This window comes from Rugosibacter aromaticivorans (assembly GCF_000934545.1).
Classification (GTDB): Bacteria; Pseudomonadota; Gammaproteobacteria; order Burkholderiales; family Rhodocyclaceae; genus Rugosibacter; species Rugosibacter aromaticivorans.
Genome location: NZ_CP010554.1, coordinates 1,270,651 through 1,289,136, shown reverse-complemented (window position 1 = coordinate 1,289,136; position 18,486 = coordinate 1,270,651). Strand labels below are relative to the sequence as shown.

The 18,486-nt window shown below is 53.6% G+C and carries 18 protein-coding genes; 4 read left to right on the top strand and 14 right to left on the bottom strand.

Annotation, left to right across the window (positions count from 1 at the left end; all coding sequences use genetic code 11):
- The first annotated feature begins 200 nt into the window (after positions 1-200).
- The gene (locus PG1C_RS06410; protein WP_202636952.1) at positions 201-3,068 is read left to right on the top strand and encodes an adenosylcobalamin-dependent ribonucleoside-diphosphate reductase; all 2,868 of its coding nucleotides are present in this window, start codon (positions 201-203) and stop codon (positions 3,066-3,068) included.
- 191 nt (positions 3,069-3,259) lie between these two features.
- Here PG1C_RS06410 and PG1C_RS06405 read toward each other — a convergent pair whose 3' ends face one another.
- The 3 genes from PG1C_RS06405 to mnmH are packed head-to-tail and all read right to left on the bottom strand — an operon-like array spanning position 3,260 to position 8,417.
- Entirely contained in the window at positions 3,260-3,694 is a 435-nt protein-coding gene (locus PG1C_RS06405) for a MaoC family dehydratase (protein WP_202636564.1), read from the bottom strand.
- A gap of 42 nt (positions 3,695-3,736) precedes the next feature.
- On the bottom strand, positions 3,737-7,285 hold the full coding sequence (locus tag PG1C_RS06400) for an indolepyruvate ferredoxin oxidoreductase family protein (RefSeq protein ID WP_202636562.1): 3,549 nt from the start codon (positions 7,283-7,285) through the stop codon (positions 3,737-3,739).
- 55 nt (positions 7,286-7,340) lie between these two features.
- Positions 7,341-8,417, bottom strand: coding sequence for a tRNA 2-selenouridine(34) synthase MnmH (gene mnmH / locus PG1C_RS06395; protein ID WP_202636560.1), 1,077 nt, complete (start codon positions 8,415-8,417; stop codon positions 7,341-7,343).
- Between the two features lie 7 nt (positions 8,418-8,424).
- Between mnmH and selD the strand changes: the two genes are divergently transcribed.
- Positions 8,425-9,468 carry a selenide, water dikinase SelD gene (gene selD / locus PG1C_RS06390; RefSeq protein ID WP_202636559.1) on the top strand — a complete coding sequence of 348 codons (1,044 nt, stop codon included), beginning with the start codon at positions 8,425-8,427 and terminating at the stop codon, positions 9,466-9,468.
- A gap of 166 nt (positions 9,469-9,634) precedes the next feature.
- On the opposite strand, the gene PG1C_RS06385 is transcribed toward selD, so the two are convergent.
- From PG1C_RS06385 to PG1C_RS06340, 10 genes are all read right to left on the bottom strand, one after another.
- Positions 9,635-9,844 (bottom strand): hypothetical protein, encoded by a 210-nt coding sequence (locus tag PG1C_RS06385; protein ID WP_202636557.1) that lies wholly within the window; start codon positions 9,842-9,844, stop codon positions 9,635-9,637.
- A 149-nt stretch (positions 9,845-9,993) separates the two neighbouring features.
- The gene (locus tag PG1C_RS06380) at positions 9,994-10,584 is read right to left on the bottom strand and encodes a ferritin-like domain-containing protein (protein WP_202636555.1); all 591 of its coding nucleotides are present in this window, start codon (positions 10,582-10,584) and stop codon (positions 9,994-9,996) included.
- A 94-nt stretch (positions 10,585-10,678) separates the two neighbouring features.
- The gene (locus PG1C_RS06375; protein WP_202636554.1) at positions 10,679-10,828 is read right to left on the bottom strand and encodes a lmo0937 family membrane protein; all 150 of its coding nucleotides are present in this window, start codon (positions 10,826-10,828) and stop codon (positions 10,679-10,681) included.
- A gap of 115 nt (positions 10,829-10,943) precedes the next feature.
- Positions 10,944-11,555, bottom strand: a complete 612-nt coding sequence (locus tag PG1C_RS06370; RefSeq protein WP_202636553.1) for a hypothetical protein — start codon at positions 11,553-11,555, stop codon at positions 10,944-10,946.
- Entirely contained in the window at positions 11,552-11,806 is a 255-nt protein-coding gene (locus PG1C_RS06365) for a CsbD family protein (protein WP_202636551.1), read from the bottom strand. The genes PG1C_RS06370 and PG1C_RS06365 overlap by 4 nt, the downstream gene beginning before the upstream one ends.
- 44 nt (positions 11,807-11,850) lie before the next feature.
- A complete protein-coding gene (locus PG1C_RS06360) occupies positions 11,851-12,192 on the bottom strand; it encodes a Fe-Mn family superoxide dismutase (RefSeq protein WP_202636549.1) in 342 nt (113 codons plus the stop codon).
- 27 nt (positions 12,193-12,219) lie between these two features.
- Complete coding sequence (locus PG1C_RS06355) at positions 12,220-12,927, bottom strand: Crp/Fnr family transcriptional regulator (protein ID WP_284431801.1); 708 nt, start codon at positions 12,925-12,927, stop codon at positions 12,220-12,222.
- A gap of 460 nt (positions 12,928-13,387) precedes the next feature.
- Entirely contained in the window at positions 13,388-14,593 is a 1,206-nt protein-coding gene (locus PG1C_RS06350) for an IS256 family transposase (RefSeq protein WP_414629203.1), read from the bottom strand.
- A 56-nt stretch (positions 14,594-14,649) separates the two neighbouring features.
- Positions 14,650-15,078, bottom strand: a complete 429-nt coding sequence (locus tag PG1C_RS15005; RefSeq protein ID WP_414629206.1) for a YfeK family protein — start codon at positions 15,076-15,078, stop codon at positions 14,650-14,652.
- Between the two features lie 29 nt (positions 15,079-15,107).
- Positions 15,108-16,709, bottom strand: coding sequence for a phospholipase D family protein (locus PG1C_RS06340; RefSeq protein WP_202636543.1), 1,602 nt, complete (start codon positions 16,707-16,709; stop codon positions 15,108-15,110).
- A gap of 309 nt (positions 16,710-17,018) precedes the next feature.
- Here PG1C_RS06340 and PG1C_RS06335 point away from each other — a divergent pair, with 309 nt between their 5' ends.
- Together PG1C_RS06335 and PG1C_RS06330 are read left to right on the top strand one after the other, a co-directional pair.
- Positions 17,019-17,462 carry a recombinase family protein gene (locus tag PG1C_RS06335; protein ID WP_202636542.1) on the top strand — a complete coding sequence of 148 codons (444 nt, stop codon included), beginning with the start codon at positions 17,019-17,021 and terminating at the stop codon, positions 17,460-17,462.
- 256 nt (positions 17,463-17,718) lie between these two features.
- Positions 17,719-17,961: a hypothetical protein gene (locus PG1C_RS06330; protein WP_202636540.1), complete on the top strand. Its 243-nt coding sequence runs from the start codon at positions 17,719-17,721 to the stop codon at positions 17,959-17,961.
- Positions 17,962-18,118: 157 nt separating this feature from the next.
- Here the strand turns inward: PG1C_RS06330 and PG1C_RS06325 are convergent, their stop codons facing one another.
- Entirely contained in the window at positions 18,119-18,433 is a 315-nt protein-coding gene (locus tag PG1C_RS06325) for a hypothetical protein (RefSeq protein WP_202636539.1), read from the bottom strand.
- Positions 18,434-18,486 lie beyond the last annotated feature (53 nt).

Here is an 18,486-nt window from a genome sequence, read left to right as displayed (position 1 = left end):
TCACCCCTTCCGCCCCTTGACCTTACTTCTCACCGCTCACTTTTTTAGTTACTCCTACTCGTTACTTTTTTACTTTTCAATTCCCGTTTTTTAATTACTCCTTTTCAGCCCAAGCTACATTCTCATTTTCATCGGGAGACAACATGACAGACAACAACCAAACAGATAATCAATCCGCAGTGATTGAACACACCGGACAAATGGGCCTACCTTTGCCACAAGAAATATCCGGTGAAGTCCTGATCGAAAAATACGCCAAGGGCAACGAGCGTACGGTGCATGATGTTCGCGGACGGGTTGCGCGCGCACTCGCTACCGTTGAAACCGAAGACAAACGCGCCCATTGGGAGGCGCGCTTTCTCGAAGCCCAGGAGAACGGTTTCGTTCCTGCCGGACGCATCAACTCGGCCGCCGGTACCGATCTGTGCGCCACGCTGATCAACTGCTTTGTGCAACCGGTGGGCGATTCAATTTCTGAAACTGTGGATGGCCGCCCCGGCATCTACACCGCCCTATTGCAAGCCGCTGAAACCATGCGGCGCGGTGGCGGTGTAGGCTACGATTTTTCATCTATCCGCCCGATTGGCGCGCATGTCAAAGGCACGCAATCACGCGCGTCCGGCCCCATCTCTTATATGCGGGTGTTCGACCGCTCGTGCGAAACCGTTGAATCCGCCGGCAGCCGACGCGGTGCGCAAATGGGCGTGTTGCGCTGCGACCATCCCGATATCGAAGAATTCATCCACGCCAAAGACCACGGCGATCTGACCAATTTCAACATCTCCGTAGGCGTCACTGATGCGTTTATGCTGGCGGTGGAAACCGATGGCGAAATTGAACTGGCTCACCGTGCCACACCCACTGCCGACATCAAGGCCGCTGGCGCTTACCCGCGTGAAGACGGGCTATGGGTGTATCGCAAGGTGCGCGCCCGTGACCTGTGGGATCAGATCATGCGCTCGACCTACGACCACGCCGAGCCGGGCATTCTGTTCCTTGACCGCATGAACAAGGACAACAATCTGTACTACTGCGAAACCATCGAAGCCACCAACCCTTGCGCTGAACAACCGTTGCCGCCTTATGGCTGCTGCTGCCTGGGTTCCATCAACCTCACCACCTTCGTGCATGATGCCTTCTCGGAGCAGGCCCGCTTCGACTTCGACGCGTTTGGCAAGGTGATCGACACTTCTGTGCGCATGCTCGACAACGTGCTCGATGCCACGCACTGGCCACTACCGCAACAGCTGCAGGAGGCACAATCAAAACGCCGCGTTGGCCTGGGTTACACCGGCCTGGGCGATGCGCTCATCATGCTGCGTCTGCGTTACGACACACCCGCCGCGCGCGATATGGGCGCAAAAATCTCAGAATACATGCGCGACCGCGCCTACCTGTATTCCGCCGAACTCGCCAAAGAACGCGGCGCCTTTCCGCTGTTCAACGCCGACCTGTATCTGGCTGGCGGCAACTTCGCTTCGCGCCTGTCGAATAAGGTCAAAGAGCAGATCAGAAAGCATGGCTTGCGCAATTCGCACCTGCTCTCCATTGCCCCCACCGGCACCATAAGCCTGGCCTTTGCCGACAACGCCAGTAACGGTATCGAGCCGCCCTTCTCCTGGACCTACACGCGTAAAAAACGCATGGCCGATGGCACACACAAGGAATACGCCGTCGAAGATTACGCCTGGCGCTTGTACAAGCATCAAGGCGGTGATGTCAGCAAGTTGCCCGACTACTTTGTGACGGCGCTCGACATCTCGGCACAGGCACACAAAGACATGGTCGCTGCTGTTGCGCCCTTTGTTGACACCTCGATTTCCAAAACCGTGAATGTGCCAGCCGACTACCCTTACGCCGACTTTGAAGACCTTTACATGAGCGCATGGAAAGCTGGACTCAAAGGTTTGGCCACGTATCGCCCCAACTCGATTTTAGGTAGCGTGCTCTCGGTTGATTCCACCACTAGCAATGCGCAAAAGCAGCCGCAGGATGTCACCATCGATTCAGCGAATCGGCGTCTTTCCATCGGCGCCCTGCCCGCACCCGTGCTGGCCTCGCTGCGCTGGCCCAGCCGCCCACGCATGAGCGATGGCAATACCGCGTGGACTTACATGATTGAAGCACCACAAGGCGAGTTCGCCCTCTTCGTCGGGCAGGTTGAAAACGACATGGGCCGTGCCATGCCCTTCGAAGTCTGGGTCAATGGTGCCGAACAACCGCGCGGCATCGGCGCTGTGGCAAAAACCTTGTCCATGGATATGCGTGCCAACGATAAAGCCTGGCTGAAACTCAAACTTGACGCGCTGGCCAAAACGCAGGACGAAGAAGCCTTCGATCTGCCTTTCCCACCCAATGGCGAGAAAAAGCGCGTGCCGGGTGTAGTCTCGGCGCTAGCGCAAGTAGTACGCTATCGCTGCGAGAAACTCGGCGCACTGGAAGACGCAGCGATAGAAAATGGCGCAGGGAAAAGCGCCACACCCGTCATTGACTGCATGTTCAGCCGTGATGAGCCGAAAACCGGCACCGACGGTACGCTCTCCTGGACAGTGGATATCAGCAACCCCGTTTCCGGAGAAGAGTTCGTGTTGGGCCTGAAAGAAATCACCCTGCCTGATGGCGTCACGCGTCCTTATTCAGTGTGGCTCTCCGGCCACTACCCCCGTGCGCTGGATGGCTTGACTCGCCTGCTCTCGCTTGACATGCGTGTACTTGATACCGCATGGATCGGCATGAAGTTGCGCAAACTGATGAACTACGCCGAACCACTGGGCGATTTCATGGCCCGCGTGCCTGGCTCGAACAAGCAGCAAAACTGGCCCTCGACCGTGGCCTACATCGCACGCTTGATCATGCACCGCTACGCCATGCTCGGCATCCTCGACGAAAACGGCTACCCCACCCGCACGATGGGCATTCTCGAAACCCCGGGTGCTGCACCACAAACCAGTGGTGGCATCAAAGTGATGCAGGGCTCTTTGTGCAACGAATGCGGCAACATGGCCGTCATTCGCAAAGACGGCTGCGACTTCTGCTCCGCCTGCGGGGCCGTGGGGACCTGTGGCTAACACTACCGCTTGTTAATTTACGCAGGCTGAAACAAAGCCTCCAGAGTGATTCACTCTGGAGGCTTTGTTGCTTTATGGCTACGGGTTCTGCGAAGTGCCTTAGAAAATGGATACAGTCGGGCAGACCATAGTTTTCAGCTCATCGCAAATTAAAGATTACTTTCTTCCAACGACTACTTCCACTTATCTGACTACTTCCCAACACGCGCCGTAGGCATCACAAGGGCATCGCCATCAATCACCACTTTGCCGCCGACGGTACATATCGTCGTCAACGAGACACGCCGTTTTTCTGGCATGAGCTCTTTGATAGTGACTATGGCATGGACTGTATCACCCGGGCGAACAGGCGCTTTAAAGCGCAAGTTCTGGCTAAGGTAAATCGTCCCCGGGCCCGGCAGGCGACCAGCGATCGCTGCCGATATCACGCTGGCTGACAGCATGCCGTGTGCAATCCGCCCTTTGAACTGTGTGGTCTGCGCAAACTCTTCATTGATATGCATGGCGTTGTTATCACCCGAGACACTGGCAAATAGCACAATGTCTGCTTCGGTGATTGTCTTCGCAAATGTTGCGGTCATACCAACCGCCAGGTCTTCAAAATCGTAGCCATTCAACTCGTTCATGATTATTTTCCGCGATTGTCAAACAGGGTAAGTGACGCGTGATCAAGCGGCAAGTACAACAGGCTGCGATTGACGAAATGCCTGCAAACGCTGCGCCTGTAACACTTTGGCTGCGGCAATGCTTTTCTCTTTGACATGCCCGTAGCCACGAATCTCATCAGGCACGCTCACCAACAGAACAGCCGCCGCATAGTTGGCAGGTGTTAGTTGCGACGCGACCTCGTCAAGCAACTGAATGTAGTCTTCGATCATCTGCTGCTCGTGACGACGCTCTTCCGTTTTGCCAAAGATATCCAGCTTGCTGCCGCGCAGAAATTTCATTTTGGCAAGCAGCTTGAATGCCGTCAAAATCCATGGACCGAATGCACGCTTCTGCAGCTCACCGGTGATCGGATCACGCTTGGAGATTAACGGCGGAGCTAAGTGATATTGTGCTTTATAGCCTGCCTTGAACTGGGCATCCAGTTTGGCTAAAAACGCCGGGTCAGTGTGCAAGCGCGCAACTTCGTATTCATCCTTGTACGCCATCAATTTGTATAGATAGCGCGCAGCGGCCTGACTGAAACTCGTGGCCCCGACATTCGCCATTTTCTCGGCGCTGGTGACACGGTGAATAACCTCCGTGTAACGCTTGGCATAGGCGATATTTTGATACGCAATGAGTTCAGGCACGCGTATTTCAAGCAAGCGATTGAGCTCACCCTGGGTCGCCACAGAATCAACCAGCGCACGAGCAGGCGCACTTAACGCCGGGGCCAGCGACAATATACTCACGCTCGCCGGTGCTGTGCTCTTGCTAGCTTCGGCCTGCACAAACGCGTGATCAACCACCGCCATGCGGCCCCAGCGGAAGGCCGCCAAGCCCATCTCAACACCCACACCTGCTTGCTGGATCGCCGTCTCAATAGAGGCCGCCAGCAGCGGCAAAGCCCCCGCCTGGAAGGCCACGCCAACCATAAACAAATTGGTTGCCATGCTATCGCCAAACAACCCTTCAGCCAGCCCTTGGCCATCAAGAAACACATTGTCGTTCGCGCGGCTCACCCGCGCGATGCCCGCCATTAAACCATTCAAGCCAGGGAAGGCCACGTGACGATTAGTCACCATCTGCCCCGTCGGTGTCTCGGTGGTCGACACAATGGCAATGGTGCGTTCAGGGTGACACTTATCCAGATTCTTTGGGTCTGTCGCGTTGAGGATATCGAAGCCGAGATAAAGATCGGCACACCCATCAGAAATTTTATTGGCCCCGTTGAAAGGTAATGCCGTGATCTTGATATCAGAAATCACCGCCCCCCCTTTTTGTGCCAGGCCTGTCTGGTCTAGCCCGATCACGTGGCGGCCTTCAAGCCGCGCGGCGTTGGCAATCGTGGCGGCCACCGTCACCGAACCCGTGCCGCCGATGCCCATCAAGTGCACACCAAAATCACCCTGTACCTTGAATACAGGCTCAGGCAGGGTCCGCTCCAGCGCTGGAATCTGTGCTTTTTTCTTTTTACGGGGCGCATCCGTTGCCTGCACTGCGGAATCAGGCTCAGGCGTGATGGTCATAAACGAAGGGCAAAACCCTTTGACGCAGGAATAATCCTTGTTGCAAGAGCTTTGATGGATGCGTGTCTTGCGGCCAAACTCGGTGGGTAACGGCTCAATACTCATACAGTTAGCCTTTTCACCACAATCACCACACCCTTCGCACACACGCTCGTTGATGATGATGGTTTGCACGGGCTCTTCAGCCTTGCCCCGGCTGCGCGAGCGGCGCAATTCAGCGGCGCACTCTTGATCATGAATCAGCATCGTCGTGCCCTTGATCTGCGCCAGCAAGCGCTGCGCTTCATCAAGCCGATCACGATGCCAAACCTCGGTGCCATTCGCCAGGCTGACGCCTTGGTAGAGTTCGGGATGATCCGTGGTGACAATCACCTTTTTGACCCCATTCGCCAGCGACTCAGACACGATGTCCGCCACCGGATGGCTGCCCATGATGGCTTGCCCACCGGTCATTGAGGTGTGCCCGTTGTAGAGCAACTTAAACGTGATGTTGACCCCGGTTGACGCCGCATAGCGGATTGCCATGCTACCCGAATGGGCATAGGTGCCATCCCCCATGTTCTGAAAAATATGCTCTATCTCGGTAAACGGCGCCATGCCAACCCATTGCGCGCCTTCAGCGCCCATATGCGTGCCCATCACCACATTGCGGCCCATCCACATCGCCATCGTGTGGCAGCCAATACCTGCCGAGACGATGCTGCCTTCAGGTGCAATGGTTGAGCTGTTATGCGGGCAACCTGAACAGAACCAGGCCGTGCGTACCGCCGTGGGCAATTTGCTGCGCGCATGAATTTCATCCAGCCGCTTGAGCCAGGCATCCGCTGACTCGATACGCGCCTTGCGCGACAAACGCTGGGTCAACGCACGCGCAATGACGTCCGACTCAAATTCGCCATAGTGCGGCAGCAGCTCTTTTTCTTCCTCGTCGAATTTCCCGACAATGCGAGGGGCATTTGCGCTGCCGTAAAGAATGTTCTTGGCAAACATCTCAAGAAACGGCCGCTTCTCTTCGATCACAAAAATCTCTTCCAGTCCTTGCGCAAACTCACGCACAACCGTGGGCTCCATCGGGAACAACATGCCCATCTTCAAAATGCGAATGCCATAGCGGCGCAGCGCCGCATCGTCCAGCCCCATTTCGAGAAAGGCCTGGCATAAATCGTGATAAGTCTTGCCGGCAGTAATAATGCCCAGCCAGGCGTCTGCATTGGGAAACACGACGTTGTTCAGATTATTCTCACGCGCATAGCGCCGCGCAACTTCCAGCCTGCGGGTGTAGAGCGACTGCTCCATCTCCAGCGCTTCGGCGCGCACATTCATACCCAAATTCATACGCGGGGTAAATGGTTTGCCGTCAAACGTCATGTCCGGCGTAATGAACTTCAGCCGCTCGGGAGACACGTCGGCAGTGCCTGAACCATCCGCCACATTCGTCACAATTTTCAAACCGATCCACAAGCCTGACAATCGTGACAGGTTGTAGCCATGCAGCCCCAGGTCAAGAATATCTTGTACGTTGCCTGGATACAATGAGGGGATTCCCACGTGATACAGCATCGGCTCGGATTGACTGGGTAGTGATGATGACTTACAACTTGGATCATCCCCCACCACGGCGAGCACACCGCCATTTTTGCCAATGCCGGTGTAATTGGCATGCTTGAGCGCGTCTCCGCTCCGATCAACTCCTGGTGCTTTACCGTACCACATGCCGGTGACACCATCGAGCTTTTGCCGGCCAACGGTGTGCAGCATTTGCGTACCCCAGACGGCTGTAGCAGCTAAATCTTCATTGATTCCATCGACAAAGTGGATATTGCTTTCGACCAGCATTTTCTGCTGCTTGATGAGCGCAGCATCCAGCATGCCTAATGGCGAGCCACGATAACCCGAGACAAACATGCCGGTTTTAAGCCCACAGCGCGCATCTGTGCGCACCTGATCCAAGGCAAGGCGTACCAAAGCGTCAATGCCACCAATGTTAATGACGCCCTCTGCCTGGTTAAACACAGTCGTTTTATCTTGTTTTGAGGACATCGGGTAGCTCCGTTGAGGGAATAGCAAGAAGGATATTATCGATCGTCGAATTAAGTCAATTTATTCTTGCAACACCTCTCGCAACATCGGTTGCTGCAAGAATTTCAGCGGCTTTAGCATCCAGTGTCGGCGGTAAAACTGTTGCTAGCGAAATCAACTGCGCGCCTTCATGCTGCGCATAGTGATTTAACTGTGAGCGCTGATATAGCGGATCATAATGAAACTGGAGGAGTTCGCTTACCAGCGCCCGAAAATCGCCCGCCGCGGCCATGCGTTTCCAGCGTGCGAGCGTGTCATTGCTCTGTAATCCATGGAGCTTGTCAAGACAGGCGAGCAGCCAGGGTATGTCGTGCAGGGCATACGCATAATCAGTCATCAAAAAATCAACGCGCGCCTCAAACGCAACGTCCAAGCGGAGACAACGTGCGCTGCGCAACGCAGCGATTAGACTCTCTGGCAGACGTAACTTGCCGATGACTCGACTCTCCGCCTCAACAAACACCGGCTGCTGCGGATCAAATTTATTCAGCGCACAAAAAAGGCGCGTCTCGAAACTTTTTTGTGATGATTGCTGCTGCCCCGGCAAACCGCCCAGCACCGACCCCTTATGTGCCGCCAAAGATTCCAGATGCAGCACCTGTGCGCCTTGACGCGCCAGCGCTTCAAGCAGTTGACTCTTACCGCTGCCCGTAGCGCCACTGATCACACGAAAATCAAATTTTTTCGGCAGTGTTACCAGCTCAGCTAACACGTGCCGACGCCATGCTTTATAACCACCCGCTAGTTGATACGCATCCCAACCCACTTCCCGCATCACGTGGCTGAAAGCACCGCTGCGCTGCCCACCACGCCAGCAAACGATAAGTGGACGCCACTGGCGTGGCTTGTCGAGAAAATACGTCTCCAGCATGTGTGCAATATTGCGGCTCACCAGTACAGCACCGATCTTTCTGGCTTCAAAAGCCGAACTCTGCTTGTACAGCGTACCGACCCGAGCGCGCTCTTCGTCGCTAAGCACAGGACAATTTTGAGCGCCAGGCAGATGATCTTCAGCAAATTCGCTAGGCGAGCGAACGTCAATGATGGCGTCGAATTCCGCGATTTGTGCTACCGTTACCAGCCTTTTATGCATAAAAAAGATGATGTCTGTACGATTAACCCAATTCTCTCACGGTGGCGGTTGCGGCTGCAAAATTGCGCCGGCTGTCTTAGCGCAATTACTCGCGGCGTCGCCCTTCAAGACCTTTCCAGCCGATCTGCTGGTCGGCGTTGAAACCTCGGATGATGCAGCGGTTTATCGCTTGAATCCGCAGCAAGCTATTATCGCAACAACTGATTTTTTTACACCCATCGTCGATAACCCACGTGATTTCGGACGCATTGCTGCCGCCAATGCATTGTCAGATGTCTATGCCATGGGCGGACGCCCCCTCTTTGCCTTGGCACTGGTGGGCATGCCCCTGGACAAACTGCCCCCCGAAGTGATCCGCGAAATTCTGGCAGGTGGCGAAGAGATCTGCGCTACCGCAGGCATCCCCATTGCGGGCGGACATTCCATTGATGTCCTGGAACCCATCTATGGCCTGGTTGGCATTGGTCTGGTGCATCCTGATCAAATCAAACGCAACAGTGGCGCACGTGCAGGCGATGTGTTGATTCTGGGCAAACCACTGGGTATCGGCATCCTCTCTGCAGCCCTCAAAAAAGAGGTGCTTTCAACCGCAGGCTATGCCGAAATGCTGCGCTGGACAACGCAGCTGAATACGCCCGGCTGTACGTTCGCAAGGATGGAAGATGTACACGCGGTCACCGATGTCACCGGATTTGGTCTTGCCGGCCATCTGCTGGAAATCTGCCGGGGGTCCCACGTGGGCGCGACCATCAGATTTTCACAATTACCGGTGATTGGTGAAGCAATACATCACGCGCAAAAGGGTATTGTCACTGGCGCATCGGCTCGCAACTGGGCAGGCTATGGCAGCCAGATAACACTTACGCCTGAGCTCGCCAAATGGCAGCAAAAAATACTCTCTGACCCGCAAACCAGCGGCGGTTTGCTAGTCGCTTGCGCGCCCTCATCGGCCGATGCCGTACTTGATCAATTCAGGCAAGAGGGTTTCGAGTGCGCGGCCATCATTGGCGAGATACGCGGCGATTTGCCTACAGTGACTGTCGATGCGTGATGTGGCCTGATGTGACCTGATGTAACCATCACGGCATAAGCAGGCAGGCGCGTTTCATCATTCATTCACACATCGACTACAGCCTAAAACTCGGCGCTGGCGATACGGCGGTGGAACAATCAAAGGGAGCAACTGTTTCATTTGTTATGCCCTGCTGTAGTGTGTGTTATTCGATTGCCATGGAAGACAGAGCTTCCACAATACGCCCTGGCAAGAAAAAGCCGTTGGCTACGTCTTCCACGGCCTCGATATTAATCAGCGGAGCGCGTGACGTTATGGCGCCAAACATGGTTGCAAATGCCACATCAGCTGCATCGCGGCCAGCGCCAATCCTGACCAGCCCCATCCGAGGCGAGATGCCGGTAGGATCAAACACATACCAGCGGTTACCAAGGAAGAAAGGAAGACCTCCACATAGGCATGAAAATCAAATTTTGATGCTTCGTTTGCGCAGCATGGATGTTGAAAATGAAATCGCTGGCTTGATTGACGATTTCATACCAGAGGTTAATTGAGAAACTGAGTCTAATCACTACCAGCCATTTTCTTTCGGGTCTCCATACCTTCCAGCAGCGATACAAGATCATCGGCATGCTCTTCTTCGCTGGTGAGAATTTCCTTGAGCATGCGCTGCGTGGTTGGATCATTCTCTGCCAGATAGGCGACCATCTCGCGGTAACTTTCGATTGCGATACGTTCGGCAATCAGGTTTTCCTTGATCATTGAGTTCAGCGTATCGCCTTCGACATATTCGGCGTGGCTGCGAGAACTCAGTCCGTCGGGAGAGAAGTTCGGTTCGCCACCCAGCTCGACAATGCGTTTTGCAAGACGATCCGCGTGGGCCATTTCCTCATTGGCATGTTCCAGAAACTCGGCTTTAACTGGATCAGAATGGATACCCTTTGCCATGAAGAAATGGCGTTTGTAACGCAGAACGCAAACCAGCTCAGTGGCCAGCGCTTCATTCAACAGCGTGATTACTACTTCGCGGTCCGCTGCATAACCTTTGGTGACCGCGCCTTCCTCTATGTTCTGTCGGGCACGTCGACGCAATGTCGGGATATCGGACAGTACCGTTTCATTACCCACGGGGGTTGTATCGATAATCTGATTCATTTTTCATTCCTTCCAGTTTTTATAACATTGGGTATCCGCCGCGATTATTACTTCACACTTCCCTGCGACTCATTTTCGGGAAAACCTCTACCCTTTACAAAGGTGGCTGTCCGCGTATCACTCGAAGCAAAATAACCCCCATGGCGAGCACCAGAAGGATATGAATAAACCCTCCCAGCGTGTATGAGGTGACTAATCCAAGCAGCCACAAAATGATCAGGACAACCGCTATCGTATAAAGCATGGCTTACCTCTTTTGGTTGAGCAGCAACGCGATAAATCGCCGGCTTTAGTCACTGTGCGGCACTACCGGTGCCGCGAAAAGGTCGTTCGCTTTGAAAGGTATTCGTCATTACTGGTTACTGGTTAAAACGACTCTTTGCATCGATCACGCACTGGTTCCTGGCACTACCGGCCAGCGCGTCGCACTTTTCCTTGGCCACTGCGTAGTCGGCATCCAGCTTGTCTACCGCTGCATCGTTGTGCGCATCTACCGCCTTTTTCATCGCCTTCTCATTCGCGTCTGCGGATTTTTCCAAGGCATCCGCGTCAGCCTTCGACGTCTTCATCTGCGCCTTGGCGTCAGCCACGGTATGTACCTTGGCGGCTTTTGCTTCTTTCACGCAAACGTCCTTGTCATTACCCGCCAGATCATCGCATTTCTCGATGGCTACTGCATAGTCGGCATCGGCTCGGGCGACACGCACCTCGTATCGAGTCTTGACTGTGGGTTTGTATTTGTCCTCGAGCTCGGCCTTGGCAACGTTTTTCCTACCCTTTGCGTCGGCGACGCAAATATCATTGGCGTTGCCAGCGAGCGAATCGCATCCCTTTTTGGCGCTGCTATATTCCGCGTTAATATTTTTCTCGAACGAGTTGTATTCTCTTTTTGACATTTGCTCGGCCATTGCACTGGCGCTGAAGGCAAAACCGATGGCAAGCGAGATTGCGCTGATGCTTAATTGTTTCATGGTTTCCCCGATCGAATGAAATGAGGTGTTTGTTCTTTGGTGCATGTCATATCTTTCTGCACCTTTTGCCAGTGGGACAATTGCTTTTCCACTTCCTCCCGGGTGATTCCATAGGCTTCCTGAATCTTGCCGGCGAGGTGATCGCGTTTACCCGCGATGACGTCCAATTGATCGTCAGTGAGTTTGCCCCACTGCTGCTTCACATCACCCTTGAGTTGTTTCCAGTTACCTTCGATTTGATCCCAGTTCATTGGTATTCCTTTCATTTGATGGTGCGGTACGAGTCTCTACATCGTCAGATTCTTTGACGAGAGTTGAGGTTAGATGAATTGTTTATCAATGTCTGTGTGCTGGCGCACACAGCTGCCGATTGGAACACCCATGACAGTTTCGTCTGAAGGGGCTTCCCGTCTTCTTCCTCCCATGACCCTTCCGCGGAGTTGTCCGCCAAGATCAAAACAGCGTGCTGCCCTTCCCAGTCGACCAGCGAGTACCAGGCCTTGAGATAACCGGGGCGACGGCTTTCATATTTCAGGTAGTAACCGTTTTCCCATACCGCATTGAGTAATATCGGATAGCGATCCTGCATCATCGGATGGTCGCGGCCGGTGGTCGTGATTACCTCATTCGATTCCATCGACGGATAAAGATTGACTTCGGATACTTATGACAGCAGACGGTCGAATTCTCTTTTTTGCACCACGTAACATTCGCATACACGACCTTCCAGTTTTGGACGATCTAGCACGCTGATGTGGCCACGCTGATACTGAATCAATCCCTCTATCTGCAATTTTCTGGCAGCTTCGGTTACGCTCTCGCGGCGGACGCCCAGGCCATTAGCGATCCGCTCCTGCGTTATCGTCAGGTCATTACTTGGCAAACGATCAAGGCGTAACAAGAGCCAGCGGCATAATTGCTGTTCCAGATAGTGGTGCCGATTGCATACTGCTGTTTGCGCCATATGTGTCATCAGGGTTTGTACATAGCGCAGTCCCAGATATTGCAACTTGCCGTTTAGTGCCAATTCCTTTTTCAAAATACTGGCCTTAAGCCGATAGCCGCTGCCAGCGCTTTGTACCACTGCCTCGCTCGGCATACTTGCACCACCCATGAACAAGGAAATACCAACCATCCCTTCATTTCCGGTAATGGCGAATTCGGTCGATGCGCCACTTTCCAGAACATGGAACAGCGAAACGATACAAGTGGCAGGAAAATACAGATAGCCCAGAGGGCAATCGGCTTCATAGACCATCCATTCCAAAGGCATTGATATATGTTCCAGATGGGGTAGAAGCCTTACGTAGTCAGCATCAGGCAAGGCCGCAAGAATATGATTCTGTCTCGGAGTGGGTATTATTAAGGACATTTTTTCATCTCCTATTCATTTAACCGTGTTGAATTCATACTGTAAAAGACGACAAAGCAACGGTTAGTGACTAATGTAGAAGTACGCTGCCGGACATACGGCGCCTCCCCCTACACAAGGCAACTGCCATGCCATCCGGCATTACTTATTGATTCAATGGATATTGTTTGGAAAATACAGCAGCGGCAGATGGAAAGTGACTCATGGAACTGTCGCGGCGTGGCGACATTTATCTGCGAAATAGCGATCGATCTGCGGATATCCGCGTTTTGACTAGTCGTCAATTTGCGACACTAGTGAAATACCCACTAACCCTTGGTGATATGTCGCCAAGGATTAGCACTTAACACGCCAGAATGACCGATCACGTGCAGTGCAGGAATTCCTCTATTTGAGTGTCCGGGAGTGTCCTGAATTTTGTGTGCAAGGCGGTTGATGTTTCATTGATTGCTGCCTGATTTTACGCGACACGTTTCGTAAAGCGATCCCCGAACTGGATGGCGAATTGCACCATCGCGGCTTTCCAGTGAAACACCGGCATTGCCCATTCCTTGGTGATGTTTCTCAGCGCCAGCCAGATCAGCTTGGTCGCCGCCTCGTCGTTGGGGAAATGCCCGCGTGTCTTGATCGCCTTGCGGATGCGCGCGTTGACCGATTCGATGGCATTGGTGGTGTAAATCACCCGCCGAATCTCGGGCGGGAACGCAAAGAATGGCGTCACGTAGTCCCATGCACGCCGCCAGGCCGCAGCGACATGCGGCAGTTTCGTTCCCCATTCGGATTGCGCGAACGCCGTCAGCGCGACTTCTGCGGCGTCTGCGCTCGTCGCGGTGTAGATCGGACGCAGCGCCGCTGCGACGGCTTTGCGATCCTTCCAACTGGCATAGTCCAGGCTGTTGCGGATCAAGTGCACGATGCAGGTTTGCAGGACGGCTTCCGGATACGCCGCAGCAAGCGCCTCTGGAATCCCTTTCAGACCATCGGAAACGGCGATCAGCACGTCCTCCACGCCGCGCGTCTTCAAGTCGTTGAAGACCTTGAGCCAGAACTTGGCCCCTTCGGTGTGTTCGATCCACAGCCCGAGAATGTCGCGGCTGCCGTCGGGCAGGATGCCCAGCGCAAGATAGACCGCCTTGTTCCTGACCAGGCCGTCGTCGCGGATCTTGACCCGCAACGCGTCGAAGAAGATCACGGGGTACATCGGCTCCAGCGGTCGGGCCTGCCAGGCAGAGACTTCGGCCATGACTTCATCGGTCACGGTGCTGATGAAATCCGGCGACACCTCGACGTGATACATCTCGGTCAGGTGCGCGCGGATGTCGCGCGTGCTCATGCCGCGTGCATACATCGACAGGATCAAGTCATCAAAGCCTTCGTAGCGGCGGCCATGCTTGGGGACGATCAGGGGTTCGAACGCGCCGCTGCGGTCGCGCGGGATGTCGATCCTGAGCGGGCCGGTGTCGGTGAGGAGCGTCTTGCCGCTGCTGCCGTTGCGATGGTTGGCAACGCCTGCGGGCTTGTCTTCGCCGGGTGCGTAGCCCAGATGCAGGCTCATCTCAGCAGCCAGCGCGCGCTCGATGATCGCGCGTTTCAGGCGTGCGGTGAGGTCGTTGACCTCGCTGCCGGTCATCGGTGCGCTGACCAGTGTGTCCAGCTGTGCCTGCATCTCGGGCGTAAACGCAGGCGCGTTGCGCGCATCCTCAATGGATTGCTGAACCATGCTCAGCTTCTTGGGTTTCGTTTGTTGCTCGGGCATATCTCGTTCCTTTCTCGAACTGATGAATATGCCTTACACACAAAAATTCGGATAGGCTCGAGTGTCCGAAGACGCACAAGTTCGTCATGCAGCCATCGGCTACTCGCCACTGTTTCGCCACCATTACATCTCACCTGGTACGGTTGACCGCTAAAACTGCTTTCAGTGGCAGCCCTCTCAATAAAATCTTCGGTGGTATTTATCAGATTTCTTGCCAACAGATATTTGTACTTATCGCGTAAATGTACCTGTGCTTCTTTTGCCTCGTGCCAGACGCCGTTTCGATAAAACTCGCACCTCGACCCATCGATATAGCCAAGCAGAAAATTGACTTCGATTTGTACATTGGTCGGTGGTTCCGCACGCGAAACTGGCGCTAGCAAGAGTCCTAGCATCAATACAAAACTCGTTGTTAATCGTAGGCTCATAATTCCTTGTCCAGTGGCAGGAGAGACAGAATATTGACTTTGAAGCGCTGCCAGTCGCTTCGTGCCGGTTCAGTGTCGTACACAATGTCCTTCCCATCTTCCTGCGTGCGCCACACCAAAGTTGGCGAACGCCCTGATTGGTTCGGTCGCAATGTCAACTTGTAGGAATTCACCGGTTGTACCATCGCCTCAAAGCGCGCTGCAACCTGCTGAGCAAGCTCCGGGCTGTCGATGATCAGTCCGATCTCGGTGTTCAGATGCATCGATCGTTGATCAAAATTCATTGAGCCGATGAATAATCTCTGGCGATCGAATACAAACAGTTTTGCGTGCAGAGAATAGTTTCCGTAACGTGATATTGCAGTGGTTTGGCCACTACCGCGGGTGTCACCCAGCAGGGAGCGAATTTCATACAGCTCTACGCCTTTCTCCAGCAAGGGCAAGCGATATGGCATATAGCCGGACTGCGCTAGCTCCACGGTGGACGATTCGAGCGAGCTGCTCAGGATACGGACACGAATATTGCGTTGGCGCAGGTCTTTAAACAACTGCATGCCTTCCTTCCCCGGTATCAGATAGGGTGTGACCATCAACAATTCTGATTGCACAGCACCCGCGGCATTGGCCACTGACCGATGCATCAACCTGCCCACCATTGCCCCGTTTTCCACTTTTTTCTTGTCTGGACTGTCGCTGACTACTTGCGCATGAGCCCACACCAAAGGCAAGCGACCTGAGATCATCCCGTTAAATGGTTCACCGGCTGCAACTCGGTTCACATAGTCGATACCGTCCGCTTTCGATTGTCGGCTCTCCTCGTTCAATTCTTCGCGATGGGTGCTCAAGGCAGTACGTGACGACCCCTCTCTGGAAAGCGCCTGAACCGGAATCGATAGGGCATTGTTCCAGAATTCGTCAAAGGTCGCCGAGAGCTGTTGAGCGATAGGACCAGCTGCAAACACGTCGTCGTCAGCAAACTGCGAGTCCGGGTCTATCTGGAAATATTGATCGCCGATATTCCGGCCGCCGATGAGTGCCATTACGTTGTCTACTACCAAAAGTTTGTTGTGCATCCGGTAGTCGAGCCGGGCGGAATTGAAGGCGAACTCGACGGCTCGAAATAGCGTGATGTGGCCACGATACGCAAAAGGATTGAAAATTCGAATCTCGATTAAAGGGTGTGCTTTGAGGGCTGTGATCTGCTCGTCTCCTGCCTCTGTTTCACCATCATCGATCAGCACACGCACACGCACGCCACGATCAGCCGCCCGTAGCACGGCGCCTGTCAGCAGCCGGCCAGTATCGTCCCCATGGAAAATAAAATATTGAAGATCGAGTGTTTTCTCTGCGACATGCATCATTTGCATTCGGGTCAGGAACCCGTCTGCGCCTACTGGAATAATACGAAATCCGGAGTTGCCGTAATGTTCACGCGCCGCGCGTTCAAATTGATGGCCAAGCCGCGTCTGCTCAGGATGTGGCAGCGCCAAGGAGGTGGTTTTTAAAAAACTGGAACCGGGTGGAAGCGAAGCACATCCGCTGACAAGCGCGACGATCAGAACGACAAGCAAAGAGCGCAACCGGTCAATCATCACCATAGTCAAACAAGGCTGTCTCATCGTTTAAACTTTCATTTTGTTCGTGACGCCGCTGAGGCCACTGAGGCACTTAAAAAAGTGGATCGTGAATACCCACATGGATTTCGTTTTGACAAGATACAGCTTGTTGCTTCCAAGTTATGTGCTCTAACGAACTGAACAAAAAAAGCCAGTTCTGCAGCCGGATTTTTTGTGAAACTTTAACTTTTTTTAATTGATACGACTTTTGATAAGAGCGATTCTTTTGATCTGCTTGCATTCCACCACAGCATTCGCTTCACTCTTGCCTTCTGCAGCCATTCGATCTGGATGGATATCCAGTGCGCAGATATCCCTGACGGCCGTGGTCGAGAGCACAAGAAAAGATTAAGCGTTTCATTCTTGAGCTTGACAGAAGTAATCGACACAAAGTCACCAGTTGGCCGCATGATGATGCAAATCATCGGCGCCTTCGCAGCGTTCGAACGCGAGCTGATCCGCGAAATAACGCGAGCTGATCCGCGAAATAACTCGAGCTGGAATGGAAGCAGCCCTCGAGCGCGGCGCAAAGTTTGGGCGGCCATACGGCTTTCCAGAGTCCGGGCACCCGAAGATGCTACGCCAGTGGTACAGCGGAAAATATACCAAAACGTCATTGGCCAGAGCCTACGGCGTGCATATATCGAGCATCAAACGCGCGATCAAACGGCATCAAGAGAAACAGCAACTAAAACTGACACTCGAAAACGCATAAAGCAGCGAAGAAATGCATAAACTGCATTACATCGCCAACAACAAAGGCACGTCAGCTAAAGCTCACATCAACAGCCAAAGCCTGAATTGGGCGCTACGCGCTAAAGGTTTTCAGGTTCCGCCGGTAAGCCTTGCCCTCCACCGGCGCAGATTCCGCATCCCTGCCGTGGGGTCAAACCGGCGAAACCCGAAAACCCAACGAAGGGGGTTCGGAATCCAGGCAAGATGTGGAAAACGGCTTTTAAGATACACTTAAAACCACAAGGAGAACCGCACCATGAGCGAAAACGTTGAAAATCTCATACTCGAACACCTGAAAAAGATTCAGGCCGAACAAGCTGCGTCGCGAGAACGTGACACCGAAATCATGTCCGGACTCTCACACATAGAATCCGGCATTGCGCGAATAAGCCGCGATGAAGCAATGAACTACGGCGAAATAATCCAGGACAGGCACATCGTCGACAAGCTTAAAGAACGCCTAGAACGCATCGAGCGCCGACTGGAACTCACCAACTGAGTTATCCACAGATTCTGTGAACAAAACCCGCTACGGCGGGTTTTTTATTTAAAGCAAAGAGGCCGTGGAAGCGACAGGAGCACTCACAGGCCGTTGCAAAGTCAAAGGCAATGCAACAGGAGGTGTAGGCGATGAATCAGGCGCTACAGCGCCTGATTCATCGCCTTGCTACCTGCACTTCACCCCTGTAGGGATTGAACGGCCTGTTGTGAACCCACTCTTTACAAGCAGTTTCCGAAATATCGGCGCGGGTTTGTTGCCGGGTAAAACACTTACAGCTCGATTCGGTTTCAATGCAACCAGAAATCACAGGAAAGACTTTTACAACACGCACCGTGTCATATATCGGAGCGGTTTCCGGCTTGTCAGGAATGGCCGGAATGTAAGCAACCGGATTGCCAACAGTAAAAGCAAGACCGGAATAAGCAGGTAAAGCATTAGAACCGGCTTGAGAATTAGAAGCTAAAACCAATTCCGAAGCAGGCTTTACAGATTTCTCAAATTGTAGGAATACGGAATGGTCCG